This is a genomic window from Chitinophaga sedimenti, assembly GCF_023156195.1.
Taxonomy (GTDB): domain Bacteria; phylum Bacteroidota; class Bacteroidia; order Chitinophagales; family Chitinophagaceae; genus Chitinophaga; species Chitinophaga sedimenti.
In genome coordinates, this window is record NZ_JAKUKA010000001.1 from 1,879,244 (window position 1) to 1,896,276 (window position 17,033).

The 17,033-nt window shown below is 50.6% G+C and carries 20 protein-coding genes; 5 read left to right on the top strand and 15 right to left on the bottom strand.

Annotated features, from left to right (window positions below; all coding sequences use genetic code 11):
• Positions 1-30: 30 nt before the first annotated feature.
• From MKQ70_RS10725 to MKQ70_RS10740, 4 genes are read right to left on the bottom strand one after another with little or no spacing between them, the layout of a single operon-like run.
• Entirely contained in the window at positions 31-618 is a 588-nt protein-coding gene (locus MKQ70_RS10725; RefSeq protein ID WP_248070603.1) for a hypothetical protein, read from the bottom strand.
• Positions 603-1,238 (bottom strand): hypothetical protein, encoded by a 636-nt coding sequence (locus tag MKQ70_RS10730; RefSeq protein ID WP_248070604.1) that lies wholly within the window; start codon positions 1,236-1,238, stop codon positions 603-605. The genes MKQ70_RS10725 and MKQ70_RS10730 overlap by 16 nt, the downstream gene beginning before the upstream one ends.
• Positions 1,195-2,634 carry a glycoside hydrolase family 2 protein gene (locus MKQ70_RS10735; RefSeq protein WP_248070606.1) on the bottom strand — a complete coding sequence of 480 codons (1,440 nt, stop codon included), beginning with the start codon at positions 2,632-2,634 and terminating at the stop codon, positions 1,195-1,197. Before MKQ70_RS10735 ends, MKQ70_RS10730 begins: the two co-directional genes overlap by 44 nt.
• A gap of 54 nt (positions 2,635-2,688) precedes the next feature.
• Entirely contained in the window at positions 2,689-2,913 is a 225-nt protein-coding gene (locus tag MKQ70_RS10740) for a hypothetical protein (RefSeq protein WP_248070607.1), read from the bottom strand.
• A 121-nt stretch (positions 2,914-3,034) separates the two neighbouring features.
• Here MKQ70_RS10740 and MKQ70_RS10745 point away from each other — a divergent pair, with 121 nt between their 5' ends.
• Entirely contained in the window at positions 3,035-3,424 is a 390-nt protein-coding gene (locus tag MKQ70_RS10745; RefSeq protein WP_248070609.1) for a hypothetical protein, read from the top strand.
• Here the strand turns inward: MKQ70_RS10745 and MKQ70_RS10750 are convergent.
• From MKQ70_RS10750 to MKQ70_RS10760, 3 genes are read right to left on the bottom strand one after another with little or no spacing between them, the layout of a single operon-like run.
• Positions 3,421-4,200, bottom strand: coding sequence for a Crp/Fnr family transcriptional regulator (locus tag MKQ70_RS10750; RefSeq protein WP_248070611.1), 780 nt, complete (start codon positions 4,198-4,200; stop codon positions 3,421-3,423). The two genes, MKQ70_RS10745 and MKQ70_RS10750, sit on opposite strands and share 4 nt — an antisense overlap.
• Positions 4,134-4,478: a response regulator gene (locus MKQ70_RS10755; protein ID WP_248070613.1), complete on the bottom strand. Its 345-nt coding sequence runs from the start codon at positions 4,476-4,478 to the stop codon at positions 4,134-4,136. The genes MKQ70_RS10750 and MKQ70_RS10755 overlap by 67 nt, the downstream gene beginning before the upstream one ends.
• A 20-nt stretch (positions 4,479-4,498) precedes the next feature.
• On the bottom strand, positions 4,499-5,596 hold the full coding sequence (locus MKQ70_RS10760) for a sensor histidine kinase (RefSeq protein ID WP_248070614.1): 1,098 nt from the start codon (positions 5,594-5,596) through the stop codon (positions 4,499-4,501).
• Positions 5,597-6,192: 596 nt separating this feature from the next.
• Here MKQ70_RS10760 and MKQ70_RS10765 point away from each other — a divergent pair.
• Entirely contained in the window at positions 6,193-6,723 is a 531-nt protein-coding gene (locus MKQ70_RS10765; protein ID WP_248070616.1) for a CAP domain-containing protein, read from the top strand.
• Between the two features lie 922 nt (positions 6,724-7,645).
• A complete protein-coding gene (locus MKQ70_RS10770; RefSeq protein ID WP_248070618.1) occupies positions 7,646-8,959 on the top strand; it encodes a hemolysin family protein in 1,314 nt (437 codons plus the stop codon).
• Between the two features lie 54 nt (positions 8,960-9,013).
• On the opposite strand, the gene MKQ70_RS10775 is transcribed toward MKQ70_RS10770, so the two are convergent.
• From MKQ70_RS10775 to MKQ70_RS10800, 6 genes are all read right to left on the bottom strand, one after another.
• Positions 9,014-10,579 carry an alpha-L-arabinofuranosidase family protein gene (locus MKQ70_RS10775; RefSeq protein WP_248070619.1) on the bottom strand — a complete coding sequence of 522 codons (1,566 nt, stop codon included), beginning with the start codon at positions 10,577-10,579 and terminating at the stop codon, positions 9,014-9,016.
• Complete coding sequence (locus MKQ70_RS10780; protein ID WP_248070621.1) at positions 10,579-10,839, bottom strand: hypothetical protein; 261 nt, start codon at positions 10,837-10,839, stop codon at positions 10,579-10,581. Before MKQ70_RS10780 ends, MKQ70_RS10775 begins: the two co-directional genes overlap by 1 nt.
• Positions 10,803-10,988, bottom strand: a complete 186-nt coding sequence (locus MKQ70_RS10785; RefSeq protein WP_248070623.1) for a hypothetical protein — start codon at positions 10,986-10,988, stop codon at positions 10,803-10,805. The genes MKQ70_RS10780 and MKQ70_RS10785 overlap by 37 nt, the downstream gene beginning before the upstream one ends.
• A gap of 416 nt (positions 10,989-11,404) precedes the next feature.
• Complete coding sequence (locus MKQ70_RS10790; protein WP_248070624.1) at positions 11,405-11,989, bottom strand: DUF2071 domain-containing protein; 585 nt, start codon at positions 11,987-11,989, stop codon at positions 11,405-11,407.
• A 15-nt stretch (positions 11,990-12,004) separates the two neighbouring features.
• Positions 12,005-12,259: a zinc-binding dehydrogenase gene (locus tag MKQ70_RS10795; protein ID WP_248070626.1), complete on the bottom strand. Its 255-nt coding sequence runs from the start codon at positions 12,257-12,259 to the stop codon at positions 12,005-12,007.
• Between the two features lie 11 nt (positions 12,260-12,270).
• Positions 12,271-12,939 carry an NADP-dependent oxidoreductase gene (locus MKQ70_RS10800; protein ID WP_248070628.1) on the bottom strand — a complete coding sequence of 223 codons (669 nt, stop codon included), beginning with the start codon at positions 12,937-12,939 and terminating at the stop codon, positions 12,271-12,273.
• 218 nt (positions 12,940-13,157) lie between these two features.
• Here MKQ70_RS10800 and MKQ70_RS10805 point away from each other — a divergent pair, with 218 nt between their 5' ends.
• Both MKQ70_RS10805 and MKQ70_RS10810 read left to right on the top strand, forming a co-directional pair.
• Complete coding sequence (locus MKQ70_RS10805; RefSeq protein WP_248070630.1) at positions 13,158-15,272, top strand: ABC transporter permease; 2,115 nt, start codon at positions 13,158-13,160, stop codon at positions 15,270-15,272.
• Entirely contained in the window at positions 15,272-15,535 is a 264-nt protein-coding gene (locus MKQ70_RS10810; protein ID WP_248070632.1) for an ABC transporter permease, read from the top strand. The genes MKQ70_RS10805 and MKQ70_RS10810 overlap by 1 nt, the downstream gene beginning before the upstream one ends.
• A 2-nt stretch (positions 15,536-15,537) precedes the next feature.
• On the opposite strand, the gene MKQ70_RS10815 is transcribed toward MKQ70_RS10810, so the two are convergent.
• Both MKQ70_RS10815 and MKQ70_RS10820 read right to left on the bottom strand, forming a co-directional pair.
• Complete coding sequence (locus MKQ70_RS10815) at positions 15,538-16,014, bottom strand: DUF983 domain-containing protein (RefSeq protein WP_248070634.1); 477 nt, start codon at positions 16,012-16,014, stop codon at positions 15,538-15,540.
• Positions 16,015-16,101: 87 nt separating this feature from the next.
• The gene (locus tag MKQ70_RS10820) at positions 16,102-16,902 is read right to left on the bottom strand and encodes an AraC family transcriptional regulator (RefSeq protein WP_248070636.1); all 801 of its coding nucleotides are present in this window, start codon (positions 16,900-16,902) and stop codon (positions 16,102-16,104) included.
• Positions 16,903-17,033: the final 131 nt, after the last annotated feature.

The window sequence follows — 17,033 nt, forward strand, 5'->3', positions numbered from 1 at the left end:
CGGACGGGCCGTACCCGTCCGTCTTAACCACTACCGCACCTCCACAAACTTCTGCCCCACATTCCATCCCTCCACTTCCACCAGCGCTCCATCCTTCAAAGCCCCGCTGATTAACACCGTACGGCGTTCACCCGGCAGTACGGACACATAGTTATCACTGTAAAATACCGGCAACACCCGTTTCTTCGTTTGTGCATCGACGATAGACAGGCGATTGAAGAATGCGACGGGCCCATTTGCAGGCGCACTGATCGTAACGGCAATATCACTGCCCACTTTAACCGCCGTAACAGCTGGAGTGGCGGCGGGTATTTGCTGCAACCCACTGTGTGAGCCGTCCGCTGCAGGCAGCCAATATAGGTTTTCGTCCACCACTTCTTTGTTGGTGTTGATGAGTTTTAGCGAGAGGAACACACCCTCTTTCTCCCGGAGTTTATCCAGCCTTCTTTTTTCAGACAGATACTTTTGTACCGTTGTTGGCGGGGCTTCTACGAACACCTGCGTGAGCAGGCTATCCCGGCCGCTCATGGTATAGGTTTTCACTTCGAGCATCAGGTTGCGGGCGTAGGTAAAGCCGTTGTTGACGGACATGATCATACCATCTACCGGGTTGTACATGATGTGCAGCGGTTGACCGCCTTTACGCAGGCCGTACAGGCAGGCGTTGGGATCCGGTAGTAGTCATACATCTGGCCGCGCATGGCCGTCCACGGATTTTGTGTTTTCCATATGATCACGCCGGTGTACCAATCCCACATATGGGCACTGAAGCCCTCCATGAGCGCGCGATACTGATCGTAGTTTACCAGCTGCGCTTTGGTGGCCCAGTCTTCCAGGTCTTTTACTTTTCCATAAGGCTGAAGGTGCTCGTCGTAACCGATGTACTTATGATATTGCCACACCGAATCCAGCGGTTTACCCGGCGGCACCAGGCTTGCGGCGGGCAGGAAGCGTTCCAGGGAGCTATAATCCCCCACACCAACAGACCCCACTTCAGAATTAAAAGGAAAGGTACGGTGCTCCCAGAAGATTTCGGGACGTTGTATACCATATGGGCCATCGCCATTACCACCAATGGTGTTGTACGACATGCTGTCCGAGTTGGAATAGTCGAAGAAGTAGCGGGTACCGTCGAGCGCGGGGAGCAAACTGTCTTTCATCGCCGCCATGATATCGTCCGGCGGGGTTATTTCATTACCACCACACCAGTAGGCCAGCGATGCGTGGTTGCGCAGCATCTTTACCTGGGTCGGCCACCGAGGCCGGGAACAGGTTGTGGTCGTCCGGGTAGGCGCGGCGTGTCCACTGGTCTTCTTTTTTAGCAGGATCGAGCCAGCGGCCGTTACAGTCGCCGGACATCCAGAAGTCCTGGAATACGAGCAGGCCGTATTTGTCACAGGCGGCGTAAAACTCCGGCCGCTCCGTCAGACTGCCGCCCCAGATGCGTATCAGGTTCAGGTGCATGTCGCGGTGAAAACGAACTTCCGCATCATAACGCGCAGCGCTGAAACGGAACATGGCATCAGAAGCGATCCAGTTCCCTCCTTTGATGAAGATGCGCTGCCCGTTTACGCTGGTTTCCCGGCTATTGGTATGTGCATTCCAGTACGTTTGTATTTCGCGGACGCCAACCTGACTGTCGTCAGTGTCCAATACCTTACCGCCGGCAACAAATTGCAGTTGCAGCGGGTACAAATGCTGTGTGCCATAACCGGCAGGCCACCATAACTTTGGGTTTGCCAGTTGCAGGTCCGGCAATTGCACGGTAGTAACCGATTGGGGCGACAGGGTCACCTGCTTTACTACCTGCTTTCCACCTAAAGTATACCGCAGCTGCCCGGCAATGGCTTTATTACCGGCATTTTCCAGCTCCGCACTTACCTGCACCTGCGCCGGTTGCGTTTGCACACCGGGGAATCGTTTGCCCGGCACGCGGGTAATGATGTGCGGGTGCCGGATGCGCACCGCCCCCGTCCGTTCAATGAATACCTTGTCCCAGATGCCGGTGTTACGGTCGCGCATCGGCTGAATCCAATCCCAGCCAGCGGTATACTGCGGGCCTACATTTTTGGCGATGGTACCGTCTCCGCCCTGACCGCCGTTAGGATTACCCGGAACAGCCGGCGGATATACGATCACGGCCAGCCGGTTTTTACCGGTAGCAGAAAGCCAGGGCGTAATATTATAGGAATGCCGCAGGTAAGCGCCGTAGTGCCCGGAGCTGGTCAGCTTATGCCCGTTCAGGAAAACGTCGCAGCCATCGTTTACGCCACGGAAGTGCAGCCATACCTGTCCGTCGCCCCCGGGGCGCGCTTCCGTAAAGTCGTGTGCGAACCAATATGTGTAATGGGCATTGCCGGTGTGGTAGATGTCCGGGATACGCTCGTTGTTCATCCCATAAAACGGGTCGGGTACGCGGCCGTTATTCAGCAGCGAGGTTAGTACCGTTCCGGGCACGGTGGCCGGCATCCATTGTTGTAAAGGGTAGTCTGTACGCGACAAGGTTTCGCCGGGCACGTTCACGTCTTTGCTGGCGGCGCATTGCCAGCCGGTATTCAGTTCATATTGCGTTTGGGCGAAAGCGCCGCAGGCGGCCAGGAGCAACAGGCTGGCAGCGCCGATGATTTTCAGCATGACTTAGCGGATTTGGTTCACTGTCTTACCAAAATAGGAAACCCGCTACATAAATCATAAATATTTCATGACCTGCTCGCGGTAGCGTTCAAAATCCCGCTCGTTGGTGATCGTTTCGAATAAACTTTCGTTGCCCTGCCTGTCCTGCCGCACGAGCAATACGTTATCGCCGCCAATAATGGTACGGCGTGCCCTGTCCAGGATCATTTCCAGCTCCTGTACATCCTTAATGGTCTGTAATTCTTCTATCTTATTGACAATGATCGTATAATCCTGCATAATCGGGCGTTTCAACTGCTAAAATACACCTTCTACTAACCACATTCATCAAAAAGACTGACGACGGTCAGTATCCGGGCTCATGAATCCGGGTATTTTGCATTGGATAAAAAATAAGCTGGTGATAAAAGAACGGAACATACTAGACCTGATCGTGGAAACGACTGCCTGGAAGCAGATGATCCAGCAATTCGAGAACGACAATATTTACTTTAAAACGCGCCTTGCATCGGTACTTAGCGTAGGAAGGCACGATTTGCCGCTGGAGCAGTTCGAGCACTTCCAGAACCGTTTCCTGAAAATGGACGGACAGATTACGCTGCTCAAACACGAAGTACGCCAGCAACTGGAACAATTACAGCTTACAGCCAACGTCCAGGATAATGTCGAAGACCTCTCGCTCCTGCTGCAATCACAGCTGGGCAAGCGCATCGATCTGCTGGAGCAGCAGTTCGAGCTGCTGCTGCACGATTTCAGTTCCTATATTGATACGCATTTCCCCGAGCTTTAGTACAACAACCCCTCCAGCTTCTTCTGATTCAAAATCACAATTGCACCTTCCTGTATATCGATCAGCTTCTCTTCCCGGAAGTCGCCCAGTGTGCGGATCAGGGATTCGGTAGCCGTACCGGCGATGGTCGCCAGGTTATCGCGGCTGATATCGATGGAAAAGGCGCCTTCCCGCCCTGCGCCGTATTTGCGTGAGAGGTTCATCAGCGCTTCCGCTACCTTCTTTCTTAGTGAATTATAGGCTAATCCCAGCAACTGTTGCTCTTTAGTGGTTACATTGCCGGCCAGCATGCGCAGGAACTGCACCGCCACTTCATTATTACTGTTCAGGAGGTTTTCAAAGTCTTCGAGGGGAATAACCGCCAGTTCGGTTTCCTCGATGGCTTCGGCGGTATCCTTATACAGGCCGCCTTCCAGGAGGGCGATGTGCCCGAGGAAATCGCCCGTATTATACAACTCTACGACCAGCTCTTTGCCGTCGTCATTCCGTTTATAGGTCTTTACTTTTCCTTTTTGTACATAGTACAGGCGTTGCGGGCGATTTCCCTCGCTATAGATCACCTGTTTCTTCTTATACTTTTCTGTATTACGCCCTTCACGCAGGCTTTCCAGGGCATTTTTGCCACTCACTACATCAATCAGCTTGTTGAGCCCCTGTAAATCCGGGCTAAACTGCTCCTTTTTCAAGTCTGACTTCCGCAGCCTGCTTTCTACGGCATTAAGGAGGTCGGTGCCGGTGAACGGTTTGGTGATGTAATCGTCTGCACCGAGGTCCATACCCTTACGAAAATCCCCCTTTCGGACTTTGCGCTGAGGAAAATGAAGGGCGTGCCTTTCAGCTCTTCATTGCGCTGCATCATGTGTAATACGCCGTAACCATCGAGCACGGGCATCATTATATCACATACCACCAGGTCCGGGTGGTTTTTCATGGCCAGTTCCATGCCCTTTTTACCGTCGGGCGCGGTTAATACCTTATAACCGGCTAGTTCCAGTATTTCTTCCGTATTCTCTCTGATTTCCGCATTGTCTTCAATCAACAGGATCGTTTTCATCTTATGGTTCAGTTTATATTTTAAAACTCGCTTATAGGTGGAAATATGATGGTAAAGGTGGTGCCCACGTCGAGGGTGCTATCGCAGCTGATAACGCCTTTCATGAGCTCCGTGTACTTGGCCACGATGTGCAGTCCCAGCCCGGTGCCCTGTATATTACTTACGTTGGCCCCGCGGAAAAAGCGTTCGAACAGGTGTGCCTGGTCTTCCGCCGACATCCCGATACCGTTGTCCCGCACCTTCAGCGTAAGCCCGTAGGAGTCTGTGTGGGTAATTACCTCTATGACGGAGTGCTCTTTGGTGCTGAACTTAATGGCGTTACCGATCAGGTTTAATACGATGTGCCGGAGCAGTGTGGGGTCGAGCATTACATCGGGCCAGCCTTCGTGCTTGTACACCAGCTCCTGGTGTGGCTTTACAATGCCCTGCGCTTCCTGGATCATGGTTTTCACGTGCTCGCGCACATCGAACAGCACTGGCCGCACTACGATCTTTCCTTCTTCTATCTTCCCAAGAGAAAGGAAGTCATTTAAAATATCTGTCAGAAAACTAACCGAGGCTACTATCCGGTCCAGGTGCTTATGCCGCTTTTCCTGCTGATGTTCGGCGTCGTATTGCTTGGCCAGGAAGGCTGACGACAGGATGGTGCTGAGCGGCGTCCGGAACTCATGGGAGGCCATGGATACGAAACGCGACTTCAGTTCGCCCAGGTCCTTTTCCTTGTCCAGTGCCAGGGTGAGGGCATCGCGGGTAGTTTCCATGGCTTCCAGGGCGGCCTGGAGCTTCTGCGTGCGTTGTATGACCATCTGCTCAACATCCTTATTACCGGCATCTGCGATGGGAGTAGACAAGCGGATGAGTTCGTAGTCCTTACCTTCATACTGCATGCTGGCGCATTCGTAATGACTGTAAAAACTTTCCCCGGAAGCACTTTCCCATTTACGAAGACCGGTAGGCAGGGCCATGCTCACATCTCCCCTGAAGCCATTCTTATTGAGCAATGCCTCGGCATCTTCAATTGTATCCACCCCTAACATAGCAGCGCCTTTATCATTGAGATAAATCAGTTTTCCGCCCGGTACTTCCCGGATAGCCCCAAGGGCCGGCAGTTTCTGCATGGCGGTTCTAAAAACAGACAGTAAAAAATCATTATCGGGCGCAGTGTTCAAATAATACATACCAGCTTCGTGGGTAAGGTCTTTACAGGTTTAATCAGGGCCGTCAGGTACGGGAGCCGATACTCACTCCCTTGTCGCGAAAGCGCCTGTGGCAACCGCTTATTTCCGGCCGTGTGCCTTTGGCGGATTTGGGAAGCCTCACACAACGGGGTCGGTCAGAACGTTCTTCTTCGGGAAACAAGCTGCAAAATCAACGGTTGCCGTCTTTACTGTTGTCAAGTTAAGTAATAAAACTGCCTCTGCCAACACCATTTTTCAAACGGCCATTCGGAATACTGACTAACATACGTCAATGACTGACGGCGGTCAGCCATCCAAACCCTTTACCATGGCCGATTTTCAAAAACATACATCTTTTGTGGGAGGATGACACTCATCATTTTCGGTGATAGCCATCATTATTCACGGTACTGTGGCAATGTACCTTTGTTTCAGATTGATGATGCAGCGGGGTGATAAGAAAAACGAGATAACTGATACGGTGCCCGCCCTTCATCTTCCCAAAAAATCAAAATAGCTTAACCAGTAAAAACCTTATGAAAGCGAGCCTTAGTATAATAATCCCGGTGTTTTGCCTGCTGGCAGCCTGCACAAAGGAGCCACTGACAACAGTTAGCAAGCCGAACACCACTTCCGCACTGGGGCCCGATTCTATTTTTTCTTATACCAACACAATTAACAAGGACGTGCTCCTGGCGCTGGTCAACGATGCAAGAAACAAAGGCTGTAACTGCGGTGACAACGTAATGCCCGCCGTAGCGCCGGTGAAGTGGAGCCAACGGCTCGAAAAAGCAGCCTGGTTGCACAGTAAAGAGATGAGCGACAGCAACTATCTGAGTCATACCGGCAAAAACGGCAGCACGGCAGGGGACCGCATCAAAAGGATGGGCTATAACTGGAAAACTTACTGCGAAAACATTGCCCTTGGCTATCTAAGCGAAAAAGAAACAGTAGACGGATGGCTGAAGAGCCCCACCCACTGCAGAGCGCTGATGAACGCCAGCGTTACCGAAACCGGCATCGGCCGCTATGGTACGATCTGGACGCAGGAACTGGCAACACGATAAAGATTATTATATGCATAAATCTGAATGGAAAACAGTGAAACAGTCCCTATCCTATGAACCGTTGAACCTACAACTGTTTACGAGAGAAAAAAACGCCAACAGCGTAAGACGAAGTGAAGCTTGAGCTAATCAAACGCGAGTAAGAGAGGGCTATTCCCCTCACCTGTGAATGTACGAGAAACATGGTGGTGTATAATAAACGGGCCGGGTTAAGTGAAACTGGAGAATAAAAAAGATATGACATCCCGCCCGTTTATTTTAAAATGACTATTGCACATTAAAATAAGGGCCGTTGCGCAAACAAATCGATACAGTTTAATCATATCCGTGAGAATCCTATTTGCTTATATCTACTGAAAAAATTATTTAACAACAAAAACATTAAGAAATGAACCGCTACTTTTTTCACGCATATGACAGTGTTTTCAGGATTAAACCGACTTACGTTTTCTGTAAGTTCCGTCCGATGGTTTATCCCGTACCGGTGAACTATAACTAATTATTTATCCCTTTCCATAATCTGTGCCGAGATTACCTGTTTATTCCTTACCTGTGAGATGATATTATTGGGGTTAATGTTTAATGGTTAATGTTTGATGTGTCAACCAAAATCTAAATGCTTATTGAAACGTGTCATACATTTAAAATGGAGTTTACAACCATATCTTTTGAAAAACCTTTCCTATACCTAAAGTTATTACTTTTTCATAATCTATGCTTTTTTGGTTAATTAGGGGTAGAGCCGCCTGTTTCCAGGCGGCTTTTTTATTTGTACCGGGCCGCATACAGTGCCCCCATCCGGATCAATCAGTGCTTTGTCCAATACCTCGAAAGCATGGTCAACCAGCGCCCGCCATAACTTTTACCGCTGATGTGATAATATATTATTATTTTTGCCGTCATCTAAAGAACTAATTCTGAAATGACCTGGGACATATTACTCACCCTATTTCTCGTACTCCTGAATGGATTTTTTGTAGCCGCGGAATTTGCCATTGTGAAAGTGCGTACTTCACAAATTGAAGTAAACACAGGCCGTAACAAAACAGTATCCACTGTCGCTAAAAGCATTGTAAATAACCTCGATGGTTACCTGGCCGCCACACAGCTGGGTATTACGCTCGCTTCCCTCGGCTTAGGCTGGGTAGGCGAAGATGTGATGACCACCCTCATCATCAACCTGTTCGAGGTATTGGGCATGAACCTGGAACCTGCTGTTGCACACAAAGCTGCGTTACCGGTAGCGTTCCTCATGATTACCATCCTGCACATCGTATTCGGTGAACTGGCGCCTAAATCGCTGGCCATCCGTAAACCCGTGCCCACCACATTTGCAGTGGCGGTGCCGCTGAAAATATTCTTCATCGTGTTCCGTCCCTTTATCTGGGTGTTGAACGGTTTCGCTAATATTATTCTAAAAGCGATCGGCATTAAACCTGCCGGAGAGCATGGCGATATTCACTCAGAGGAAGAATTACGTGTAATCATTACCGAAAGTCACCAGGGCGGTGTGATCGAAGAAACAGAAAAAGCGCTGATCCAGAACGTGTTTAACCTGGCCGACCGCCACGTTTCGTCGCTGATGACGCCGCGTAACGAAATTATCTGGCTGGATGTCAACGACACGCCGGAGGAGAACATGAAAAAGGTACTCGAACGGAAACATACGATATACCCGCTGGCGAAAGGCGATATCGACAACGCGTTCGCGTTCGTCTATTCCAAAGATCTGCTTAGCGAGAACCTGGCAGAAAAGATTCAAAATCTGGAAGCCATCAGTAAAAAGCTGCTCGTGGTGACGCAATACAACCGCACCTACCAGATACTAGAGTTGTTTAAAAAGGAAAAGGTATACCAGGCAATGGTAGTCGACGAATTCGGCTCTATCAAAGGACTGGTAACCATCAACGACATCGTGGACGCACTTGTAGGCAATATTTCGTCAGAGACCAACGAATTTGAGTACGATGTGGTGCACAATGAAGATGGCAGCATGCTCGTTGACGCACAGATGCCGTTTATCGAATTCCTGGAATTACTGAATGTGGAACTGGACGCACAAAAAGCAAAGCTGACTCAAAGTTATGTAACGCTCGGCGGCTTCATCCTCGAAAAGCTGGGTAAAATACCGGACATCGGCGACAGTGTAAAACTCGGCGGCCTGCAGCTGAAAGTGATGCAGATGGACCAACTGCGCATCGCGAAGGTGCTGGTAACCGGTAAAATAAAACAGTAAATCATTCATATAAAAGGCCGACCTGAAGAGGCCGGCCTGTCGTGTTTTCTCTCCTTACTTTATACTTACACGATATAAATTAAACGAATTTGGCTCCATCGTTACATCGAGTTGCTTTCCCTTTATAGCGACGGAGGTAGTTTTAGGCGCCACCCGCCCGGGCATGTCAAAACTGTTCATATCCTGCAGCGAGTTGGCGGTCAATGTAGTGATCTCCACCCGGCCGGGGCTGATCCGTGCCCCTTCTATGTTCAATTTCCGCTGCACCTTTGTGCCGGATGCATTTACCACTTTCACAATAAGTGCGTGTTCTTTCTTATCCAACACTGCCGAGGCATAGAGGCTGTCCTGCCCTTTCAGCACGCTCCCCGCCTGCAATACCGGCACCACGTGTGTGCCTTTGTTTAAGGAGAACAACTGTTGTACGTAGTAATCCGGCGTACCGTAAGCCTGCAGGTTATTCACCCAGATGAGGTCGGGCGTCCACTGCCAGCCGTCGATGTGCGCGAACAACGGGGCATAAGAGGCCATCACTACTACACCCGCATTACGTTCCAGCCCAGTCATGAAGGCTGCTTCAGCGATGGCGGTTTTTAAGATATTACGGTTATGAATGCTTACCACCCTGTCGCTCTGCGCAGCATATTCCCCGGCAAATATTTTAGCACTGTTGCGGTCGTAATTATCGTATCTGCCGGCATTTTCCAGGAACCAGGCCGGTTGACGGTAATAGTGTTCGTCAATGATGTCCGCCTTCAAGCTGCGCAGCGATTGATCGAGAAAATCAAACCGTTCGCCGGCCGGATCGGTCCCTGCACTGCATACGAGTTTAAAATCCGGGTACTTTGCCTTGATCGCGTCGCGGAATAATTGCAAACGCTCGATGTATTGCGGCGCCCAGTTCTCATTACCTACGCCCATCATCTCCGGGTTAAACGGCTGCGGATGTCCCATTTTCGCCCTTACTGCACCCCATTCCGTAGCTGTGTCTCCGTTGGCAAATTCGATCAGATCGAGGGCATCCCGGATGTAAGGATCTAATTGATCCAGCGGCACCACCTCGCCCGTATTAAACTGGCAGGCCATGCCGCAGTTCAGGATCGGCAAAGGTGCTGCGCCGATATCTTCCGCCAACTGGAAATATTCAAAAAAACCAAGGCCGAACGTCTGGTAGTAGTCTGGCGTTAAGCGGTGTGCGAATTCCGTGTTCCAGCGGTTCACGATCAGCTGCCTGTCTTCAATCGCCCCAATTGTTTTCTTCCATTGATAACGCACGGAAAGGTCATGCCCTTCCACGATACAACCACCGGGAAACCGCAGAAAACCAGGTTTCATATCAGCCAGCAATTGCACCATATCGGCGCGCATGCCACCCGGGCGGCCCTTCCAGGTATCCGAGGGGAACAGCGAAATCATATCCAGGTCCACTGTACCCACGCCATCGAACCAGATGCCGAGTTTACCGCGCATCGTGCTGTCGTTGGCCGTGAAACTTACCGTCGCCTTCTTCCAGCTGTCGCCGGTTTCGGGCAGTTCCACCACGCCGTTGCCAATGATGCTGCTTCCGCCGCTGATCAGCTCAAGCCGAAGCTTAAGACCGGGTTCTGATTGCCGGTACATCACCGAAAAGTCGTACCGCAGGCCTTTTTGATACCCATCCCCCTGAAACCTTCATTCACCAGCCCCAGGGTTTCGGAGGCGCTTTGCTTAGTCACCCGCAGAAAACGGGGATTGGTCACGTTTTTATCCTGCCGGTTCAGCACGACGACCGCCCCCTCTTTCAGAGGCGCATGGTGTACGGTCCAGCCCATTAGCGGCTGGTAAAATTCGAAAGAACGGTTCTTCACCAGCTCTGCATATATACCGCCATCGGCGCCCATATTAATATCTTCGAAAAAACACCCCACATGGTAGGCGATACCGTGGAAATAATATTTCCTGCCTGTACCGTCAGTGTTTCAGGGGATTGAGCCGAGGCTACAGTCGTGGCAAACAACAGGCTCGCAATCGTTAGCTTTGTTTTCATCATCCTACTTCAGTTGATTCAAATCCGATGGTGTATCCGACTGCTTCCCGATCGCGCTATAGTGGCGCGAGCATACAGGAAGCAACTGCCGGCCAGTGTGGCCGGGATCGCCAGGGTAAGCACCTGCGACTGGACCTTCGGGATCGCGATTTTCGAGAAATAGAGTAATAAATTCATTCGGTTGGGTGAGAAATGAAGGAAATAGCGACGGCCATGAATATGTGCGCATTCAGTAGAACGCCGTGAAACAATCTGGCGTATCACCATCCGTTTATTTGCAGCCCAGGCAGGAGATTAGCGCAACCTGCCCATATCGTGCCACTCGTGCGGAACTTGCTTCATGAGCAGCGCATTATCAAACGACACGCTTCCTTTCGGAAACATGCTTTCATCTTCAAAGAAAGAAGACCGTACGGAGTTTACCGCCAGTGGCTGCACTTTCCAGAACGAGGTGCGCAACTGCATTCCTCAAACCTTTGCCCGTTGGGCGAATATCCAATGGAGCCCCGTTCAAAAAAGCAGGATACATCATCCAGCGAACCGAAAACGGAATCTGCATTTAACGTTGTCGCTTCTTCGGCATCCACAGCGATACGCGTATGGTCCGAACTCTGAAACGCTACCTGATACTTGCCACGCCCTTCCTTCACCTCAAATTTCGCCAGGTAATGCGTGCCGGGAAACACGCGCCCGCCCGCCCAGGTATTGAGTCGCAGCGAGGTATCGCGGCGGGGAATATATACCCCTTCTTTTATCACGCCATTTTCCTCCCACTCCACAGCAAAGCGGTGCGCGCCATTTTCGGATGAAATACCCATAAAGCCGGGAAAACCTTTCGGACGGATTTGTTTCAGGCGAATAAGGCAAACACCTACAATAGCCTTTCCTCTGTGTAACTTGGGCTGAAAAGGCGCAGGAATCAAGCGCGCTACGACTTCCGGGTCGGCGGCGAAGTTAACAAGCAGGCGGCGGTCGATGACACCGTGCAGTACAGGGAGCTTCATATCCCCAAGATACGGCTAAATTTCTATTGCGATCTTACCGGTCACGCTCCCATGCTCCAACATTTCATGCGCCAGCGCCATATTACTGAGTGGAAATATTTTCATCACGACAGGCCGCAAGTCACCAGCCTCTACAAACTGGCGGATCGTTTCCAGGTCATCCGCGCGCGGCTCTACCATGAACATGCGCATGCGGGCGCGCAACAGGTCTACCGCGGATGATAATACCTCTCCAAGATCTTCCGACGGCGGTTTCGTAGTCACAAGCACGCCATCCGGTGTTAGGCTTTTGTAACGTCCGATAAGGTCAGGCGTGCTGCAGTGTCGAATATTACGTCAAAACGGCCATCTTCGGGCAGTTGCTCTTTTTCGTAATCGATCACTTCATCGCATCCCAACTCGCCTGCCAACAACTTGTGGTGCGTACTACAGGTGCCGGTGACAATGGCGCCCATGTGTTTCGCCAGTTGTACGGCCATACACCCCACGCCGCCGGTGCAGCCATTGATCAGCACCCGTTGTCCAGCCTGCAGCTTACCCTCGCGGGTGAGGCCCTGCCACGCAGTTAGCGCCACTAACGGCATTGATGCCGCTTCCGTAAAGTTTATATTATTGGGTTTTAAAGCCGCATTGTTTTCGTCCACCACCACGTATTCCGCGTACGCATGTCCGGCCACGGCATTTTTAAATCCGAACACCTCATCGCCTGGCTTAAAACGGCTGCTTTTGGAGGCATTCACCACACCGGCAAAATCACTGCCGATAATATGCTCGCCAAATAAACCGCTGACCAGCTTCAGCGTACCACGCCGCACCATCGTATCTACCGGGTTTACCGACGAGGCATAGTTGTGTACCAGGATTTGTCCCTCCTGGATTTCGGGTACTTGCACTTCTTTTACTTCAAAATTTTCCGGGGCTCCATAATGCGCCAGCACTGCTGCTTTCATAATGCAGAATTTAGTTAAAACTCGGGTTACACGAAATGGATCACCAATAACGTGCCAGCACATCAAGATAAGATCTAAGTCGGCGGCTGCACTAATCCGGACAGCCGCCTGTACCGAAACCGAACATATTAATCATATCCCCATACATAAATAATTAAGATATTGCACCTGAATATCGTGGCACTGCTTTGGCAAACGACTCTTCAATACCTATCATTATGCTAAAGAACTACTTCAAGATCGCATGGCGCAACCTTACTAAAAACAAGGTGTATTCCGTTATTAATATTGCCGGATTTGCCGCTGGTATGGCGGTGGCGCTGCTGATCGCATTGTGGATCTGGGACGAGTTATCATTTAACAAGCACTTTAAAAACCATGATCGTATCGCGCAGGTGTTGCTTAGGGGTACAGCGGAGGGACAGGTATTCGTGAACACCTCGATGCCGGTACCACTAGGAGAAGAGCTGGCGCGCGACTATCCCGGCGAGTTCAAAACGGTAACGATGGTATGCGAAGGCAATCACACGCTTATTGCAGGTGACGAAAGACTGTCTACTTTCGGATCTTTTGTGAGCCCGGGTACTACTGACATGTTAAGCCTGGAAATGGTGGCAGGTTCACGGGAAGGACTGAAGGAAACATCTTCCATCCTGTTGAATGAAACCACTGCCCGCGCCTTATTTGGCAATAAAAGCGCGGTAGGTGAAATCATAAAGATAGATAACCGCATACCGGTAAAAGTAACGGGGGTCTTCAGGGACTTCCCTGCCAATACGGAGATGGCAGACAACCGGTATTTACTGCCCTGGGACCTCGCGCTTACGGAATGGAAGTGGATCAAAGACATAAAGGATTCCTGGGACTTCCATTCTTTTAATGCTTATGTGCAGCTGGCCGATAACGCAAGTTTTGAAACGGCACAAAAGCGGATCAAAGATGTTTACTTTAACCATCATCCTGAATTATCTGCCAATAAGCCCGAGCTGTTCCTCTTCCCGATGGACCGCTGGCATTTGTACAATAAGTTTGATAATGGCATCAGTGTGGCCGGACAAATGGTTTTCGTAAAACTTTTTGGGTTGATAGGCGGTTTTGTATTGCTGCTGGCCTGTATCAACTTTATGAACCTAAGCACTGCCCGTTCCGAAAAGCGTGCGCGGGAAGTGGGTATTCGTAAGGCAGTAGGTTCGCTCAGGGCCCAACTCGTGGGACAATTCTTCTCAGAATCTATTCTGGTGGCTTTATTAGCGCTCGTACTGGCATTGCTGCTCGCGCAATTATTCCTGCCGTGGTTCAATAAAGTGGCGTTAAAAGATATCAGCATCCAATGGAGCAGCCCGATGTTCTGGGCATTCTCCGTAGGTTTCAGCGTATTTGCTGGCATCATAGCAGGCAGCTACCCTGCCGCTTATTTATCTTCTTTCCAGCCTGTAAGGGTGTTAAAAGGCAGCTTCCGCGCAGGCCGCGCTGCTTCCACACCGCGTAAAATACTGGTGATATTGCAGTTCGTTGTATCGGTATTGCTCATCACCGGCACCATTACGGTTAACAGGCAAATCCAGTATGCGAAAGACCGGCCGGTTGGATATGAGCGGGCTGGCATCATTTCTACGCAAATGACCACACCGCAGATCTATGAGCACTATGAAGCGTTGCGAAATGACCTGATCGCCTCCGGCGCCGTAGTAGCCGTAAGCCAGTCTCAGGGCCCACTGACCGATATATGGTCTGGCACTTCCGACTTCACCTGGCCGGGAAAACCCGAAGGCGACATAAATTCACTTGCCGTCGTAAGCGCACGGAATGACCACGGCAAAGTGCTGAACTGGCAAATACTGGATGGCAGAACGTTTGATGGTGAAACTAACGCAGACTCCAACCGGGTAATTTTAAATGAAAGCGCAGTGAAAATCATGGGACTTAAAAATCCTGTCGGCACAACGATACGATGGGGTACAAAGCCGCTCGAAGTAATAGGCGTAGCGAAAGATATGATCATGCGTTCCCCGTATGATGCCGTGCCTCCGACGGTGTTTTATGTATTGATGGAACCCGGCAACTTCGTCAACCTCCGCATCAACCCCGCTATGGGCACCGCCGAAGCCTTGAAACGCATCTCGCCGATTTTTAAAACACATAACCCGGCCGCGCCATTTGAGTATTCATTTACCAGCGACGATTACGCCAAGAAGTTCATCATGGAAGAACGGATCAGTCAGTTAACAGGTTTCGTCACCTTGCTGGCAATCCTGATCAGTTGTCTTGGTTTGTTCGGCCTCGCGTCATATATGGCGGAACAACGCACTAAGAAATCGGCATCCGCAAGGTAATGGGTGCATCCGTACTCAATTTGTGGGGATTACTCTCCCGCGAATTCATGATCCTGGTGGTCATCTCCTGCCTGCTCGCCAGCCCCCTGGCCTGGTACGTGCTCCACAACTGGTTGCAGCGATTTGAGTACAGGATCAACATGTCATGGTGGATTTTCGTGTCGGCAGGACTTGGGGCCATGTTCCTTACGCTGATCACAGTGAGCACGCAAACGGTAAAGGCTGCGCTGTCGAACCCGGTGCGCAGCCTGCGGTCAGAATAAGTTTACCAGGCGTTACTCATGGCTTCGTTCGTGCGGTCGGTTTGTACGGGCGCACTGTTTTTCCAATCGGGATCATAGCCCACGAAAAACGCGATCCAGATAGCGCGTGCTAGCCGCATCAGTAAAGGTTGGAGGGAAATGAGCAGCACCGCGTTGGTAATGATCCAGTACAGGAAACGATTATCGTCCAGTCCCAACCCGATGGTAAACCACCAGAGGGCCAGCGTGCCCACGCTGATGGCAACAGACAATGCATAACTCACATAACCGGAGCCGTAAAAGAAACCTACCTCCAGTTCGAAGGGCTGATCGCAGACCGGGCAACGTTTGTGCATTTTCATCGTGCTTTTCAGGTGGTAGGGATTCTTATCTTCGAACATGTCGCCCTGGCGGCAGCGCGGACACTTGCAGGCAAAAATCTTAACAAAGCTTTCCCGTTTGGGGGCTTCAGCAGCCGCCATCTGTTTAATCTTTTCCATATTGATGAGATTTATCCGAGTAATTGTTTCCTGAACTCGTCAGGCGTTTGCCCGGTATATTTTTTAAAGAAGCGATTGAAATAAGAGTTATCCACGGAAGTTGAGATCGTACGCCACCTCCGTAACGGTCATCTGTGCATTTGCCAGCAGGCGTTTACTTTCCAGCAGTATGCGGTCGCGGATCAGCTCTCCTGCCGTTTTTCCAACTAAGTCCTGGCTAAGTGCGTTCAGGTGATTGGGTGTTACGTATAACAGGTCGGCGTATTCCTTTGGCAGCCGTAATGCCCGGTAATGCGTGTCGATCAGTTTGCGGAAACCTTTCAGCAATACCAGCTTCTGTTGCGGAACGGCATTGCTTTCTTTACCGGCCACCGCATCATCCACCACTAAAAACAATTGCAGCAGTAACACCCGCAACAAATCGCCGTAGTGGCGTTGGTCGTTCCCGCGTTGCAAAATCTGCTCAAACAGTCCACACACCTGCTCATATACCACCGGCGGCAATTGGTGTACACACTCCTCACTGGCACCGCTGAAAAATGCGAACCGGTCGAGGTACGCTGGGTTCTGCAGGAAAGGCTTTAAAAAGGCTTCCGTGAAATTTACGATGTACCCCTCCATCCGGCCCTCAAACGCCCATCCATGTACCTGGCCCGGCGCCATGAAGTACAGCTGGCCCGGTTGTACGGTAAACCTGGAGAAATCGATCGTATGCTCCCCTCCACCTCCGGTAAACAGCACCAGGTGATAAAAGGCATGTTTATGTGGAAAATGCAGGTGATCGAAGTGTTTGTGCAGGTAAGATGAAAACCGGTCGGCGAGGAACTCATCCCGGCCTTCGTCGCCAAGATTACAGATGTCGTATACCGGTATTTTTTCCTTTGCCATGATGATACAAAGGTACACGTAAACGACACCAAACGGGTGACATTATTTGGGGGTTTTATGGTACTATTTACTGATCTATAAAAAAAAGGGGCTCTAAAAGCAGACATCGATGTCACCGCATGGTGGTACCG

What these genes read in the sequence shown, in the direction of transcription:
- MKQ70_RS10725 (WP_248070603.1), bottom strand. Translation starts at nt 618, where the DNA reads ATGTACAACCCGGTAGATGGTATGATCATGTCCGTCAACAACGGCTTT.
- MKQ70_RS10730 (WP_248070604.1), bottom strand. Translation starts at nt 1,238, where the DNA reads ATGCTGCGCAACCACGCATCGCTGGCCTACTGGTGTGGTGGTAATGAA.
- MKQ70_RS10735 (WP_248070606.1), bottom strand. Translation starts at nt 2,634, where the DNA reads ATGCTGAAAATCATCGGCGCTGCCAGCCTGTTGCTCCTGGCCGCCTGC.
- MKQ70_RS10740 (WP_248070607.1), bottom strand. Translation starts at nt 2,913, where the DNA reads ATGCAGGATTATACGATCATTGTCAATAAGATAGAAGAATTACAGACC.
- MKQ70_RS10750 (WP_248070611.1), bottom strand. Translation starts at nt 4,200, where the DNA reads ATGGACCTCGGTGCAGACGATTACATCACCAAACCGTTCACCGGCACC.
- MKQ70_RS10755 (WP_248070613.1), bottom strand. Translation starts at nt 4,478, where the DNA reads ATGAAAACGATCCTGTTGATTGAAGACAATGCGGAAATCAGAGAGAAT.
- MKQ70_RS10760 (WP_248070614.1), bottom strand. Translation starts at nt 5,596, where the DNA reads ATGCAGAAACTGCCGGCCCTTGGGGCTATCCGGGAAGTACCGGGCGGA.
- MKQ70_RS10765 (WP_248070616.1), top strand. Translation starts at nt 6,193, where the DNA reads ATGAAAGCGAGCCTTAGTATAATAATCCCGGTGTTTTGCCTGCTGGCA.
- MKQ70_RS10770 (WP_248070618.1), top strand. Translation starts at nt 7,646, where the DNA reads ATGACCTGGGACATATTACTCACCCTATTTCTCGTACTCCTGAATGGA.
- MKQ70_RS10775 (WP_248070619.1), bottom strand. Translation starts at nt 10,579, where the DNA reads ATGTACCGGCAATCAGAACCCGGTCTTAAGCTTCGGCTTGAGCTGATC.
- MKQ70_RS10780 (WP_248070621.1), bottom strand. Translation starts at nt 10,839, where the DNA reads ATGGGCGCCGATGGCGGTATATATGCAGAGCTGGTGAAGAACCGTTCT.
- MKQ70_RS10785 (WP_248070623.1), bottom strand. Translation starts at nt 10,988, where the DNA reads ATGATGAAAACAAAGCTAACGATTGCGAGCCTGTTGTTTGCCACGACT.
- MKQ70_RS10790 (WP_248070624.1), bottom strand. Translation starts at nt 11,989, where the DNA reads ATGAAGCTCCCTGTACTGCACGGTGTCATCGACCGCCGCCTGCTTGTT.
- MKQ70_RS10800 (WP_248070628.1), bottom strand. Translation starts at nt 12,939, where the DNA reads ATGAAAGCAGCAGTGCTGGCGCATTATGGAGCCCCGGAAAATTTTGAA.
- MKQ70_RS10805 (WP_248070630.1), top strand. Translation starts at nt 13,158, where the DNA reads ATGCTAAAGAACTACTTCAAGATCGCATGGCGCAACCTTACTAAAAAC.
- MKQ70_RS10810 (WP_248070632.1), top strand. Translation starts at nt 15,272, where the DNA reads ATGGGTGCATCCGTACTCAATTTGTGGGGATTACTCTCCCGCGAATTC.
- MKQ70_RS10815 (WP_248070634.1), bottom strand. Translation starts at nt 16,014, where the DNA reads ATGGAAAAGATTAAACAGATGGCGGCTGCTGAAGCCCCCAAACGGGAA.
- MKQ70_RS10820 (WP_248070636.1), bottom strand. Translation starts at nt 16,902, where the DNA reads ATGGCAAAGGAAAAAATACCGGTATACGACATCTGTAATCTTGGCGAC.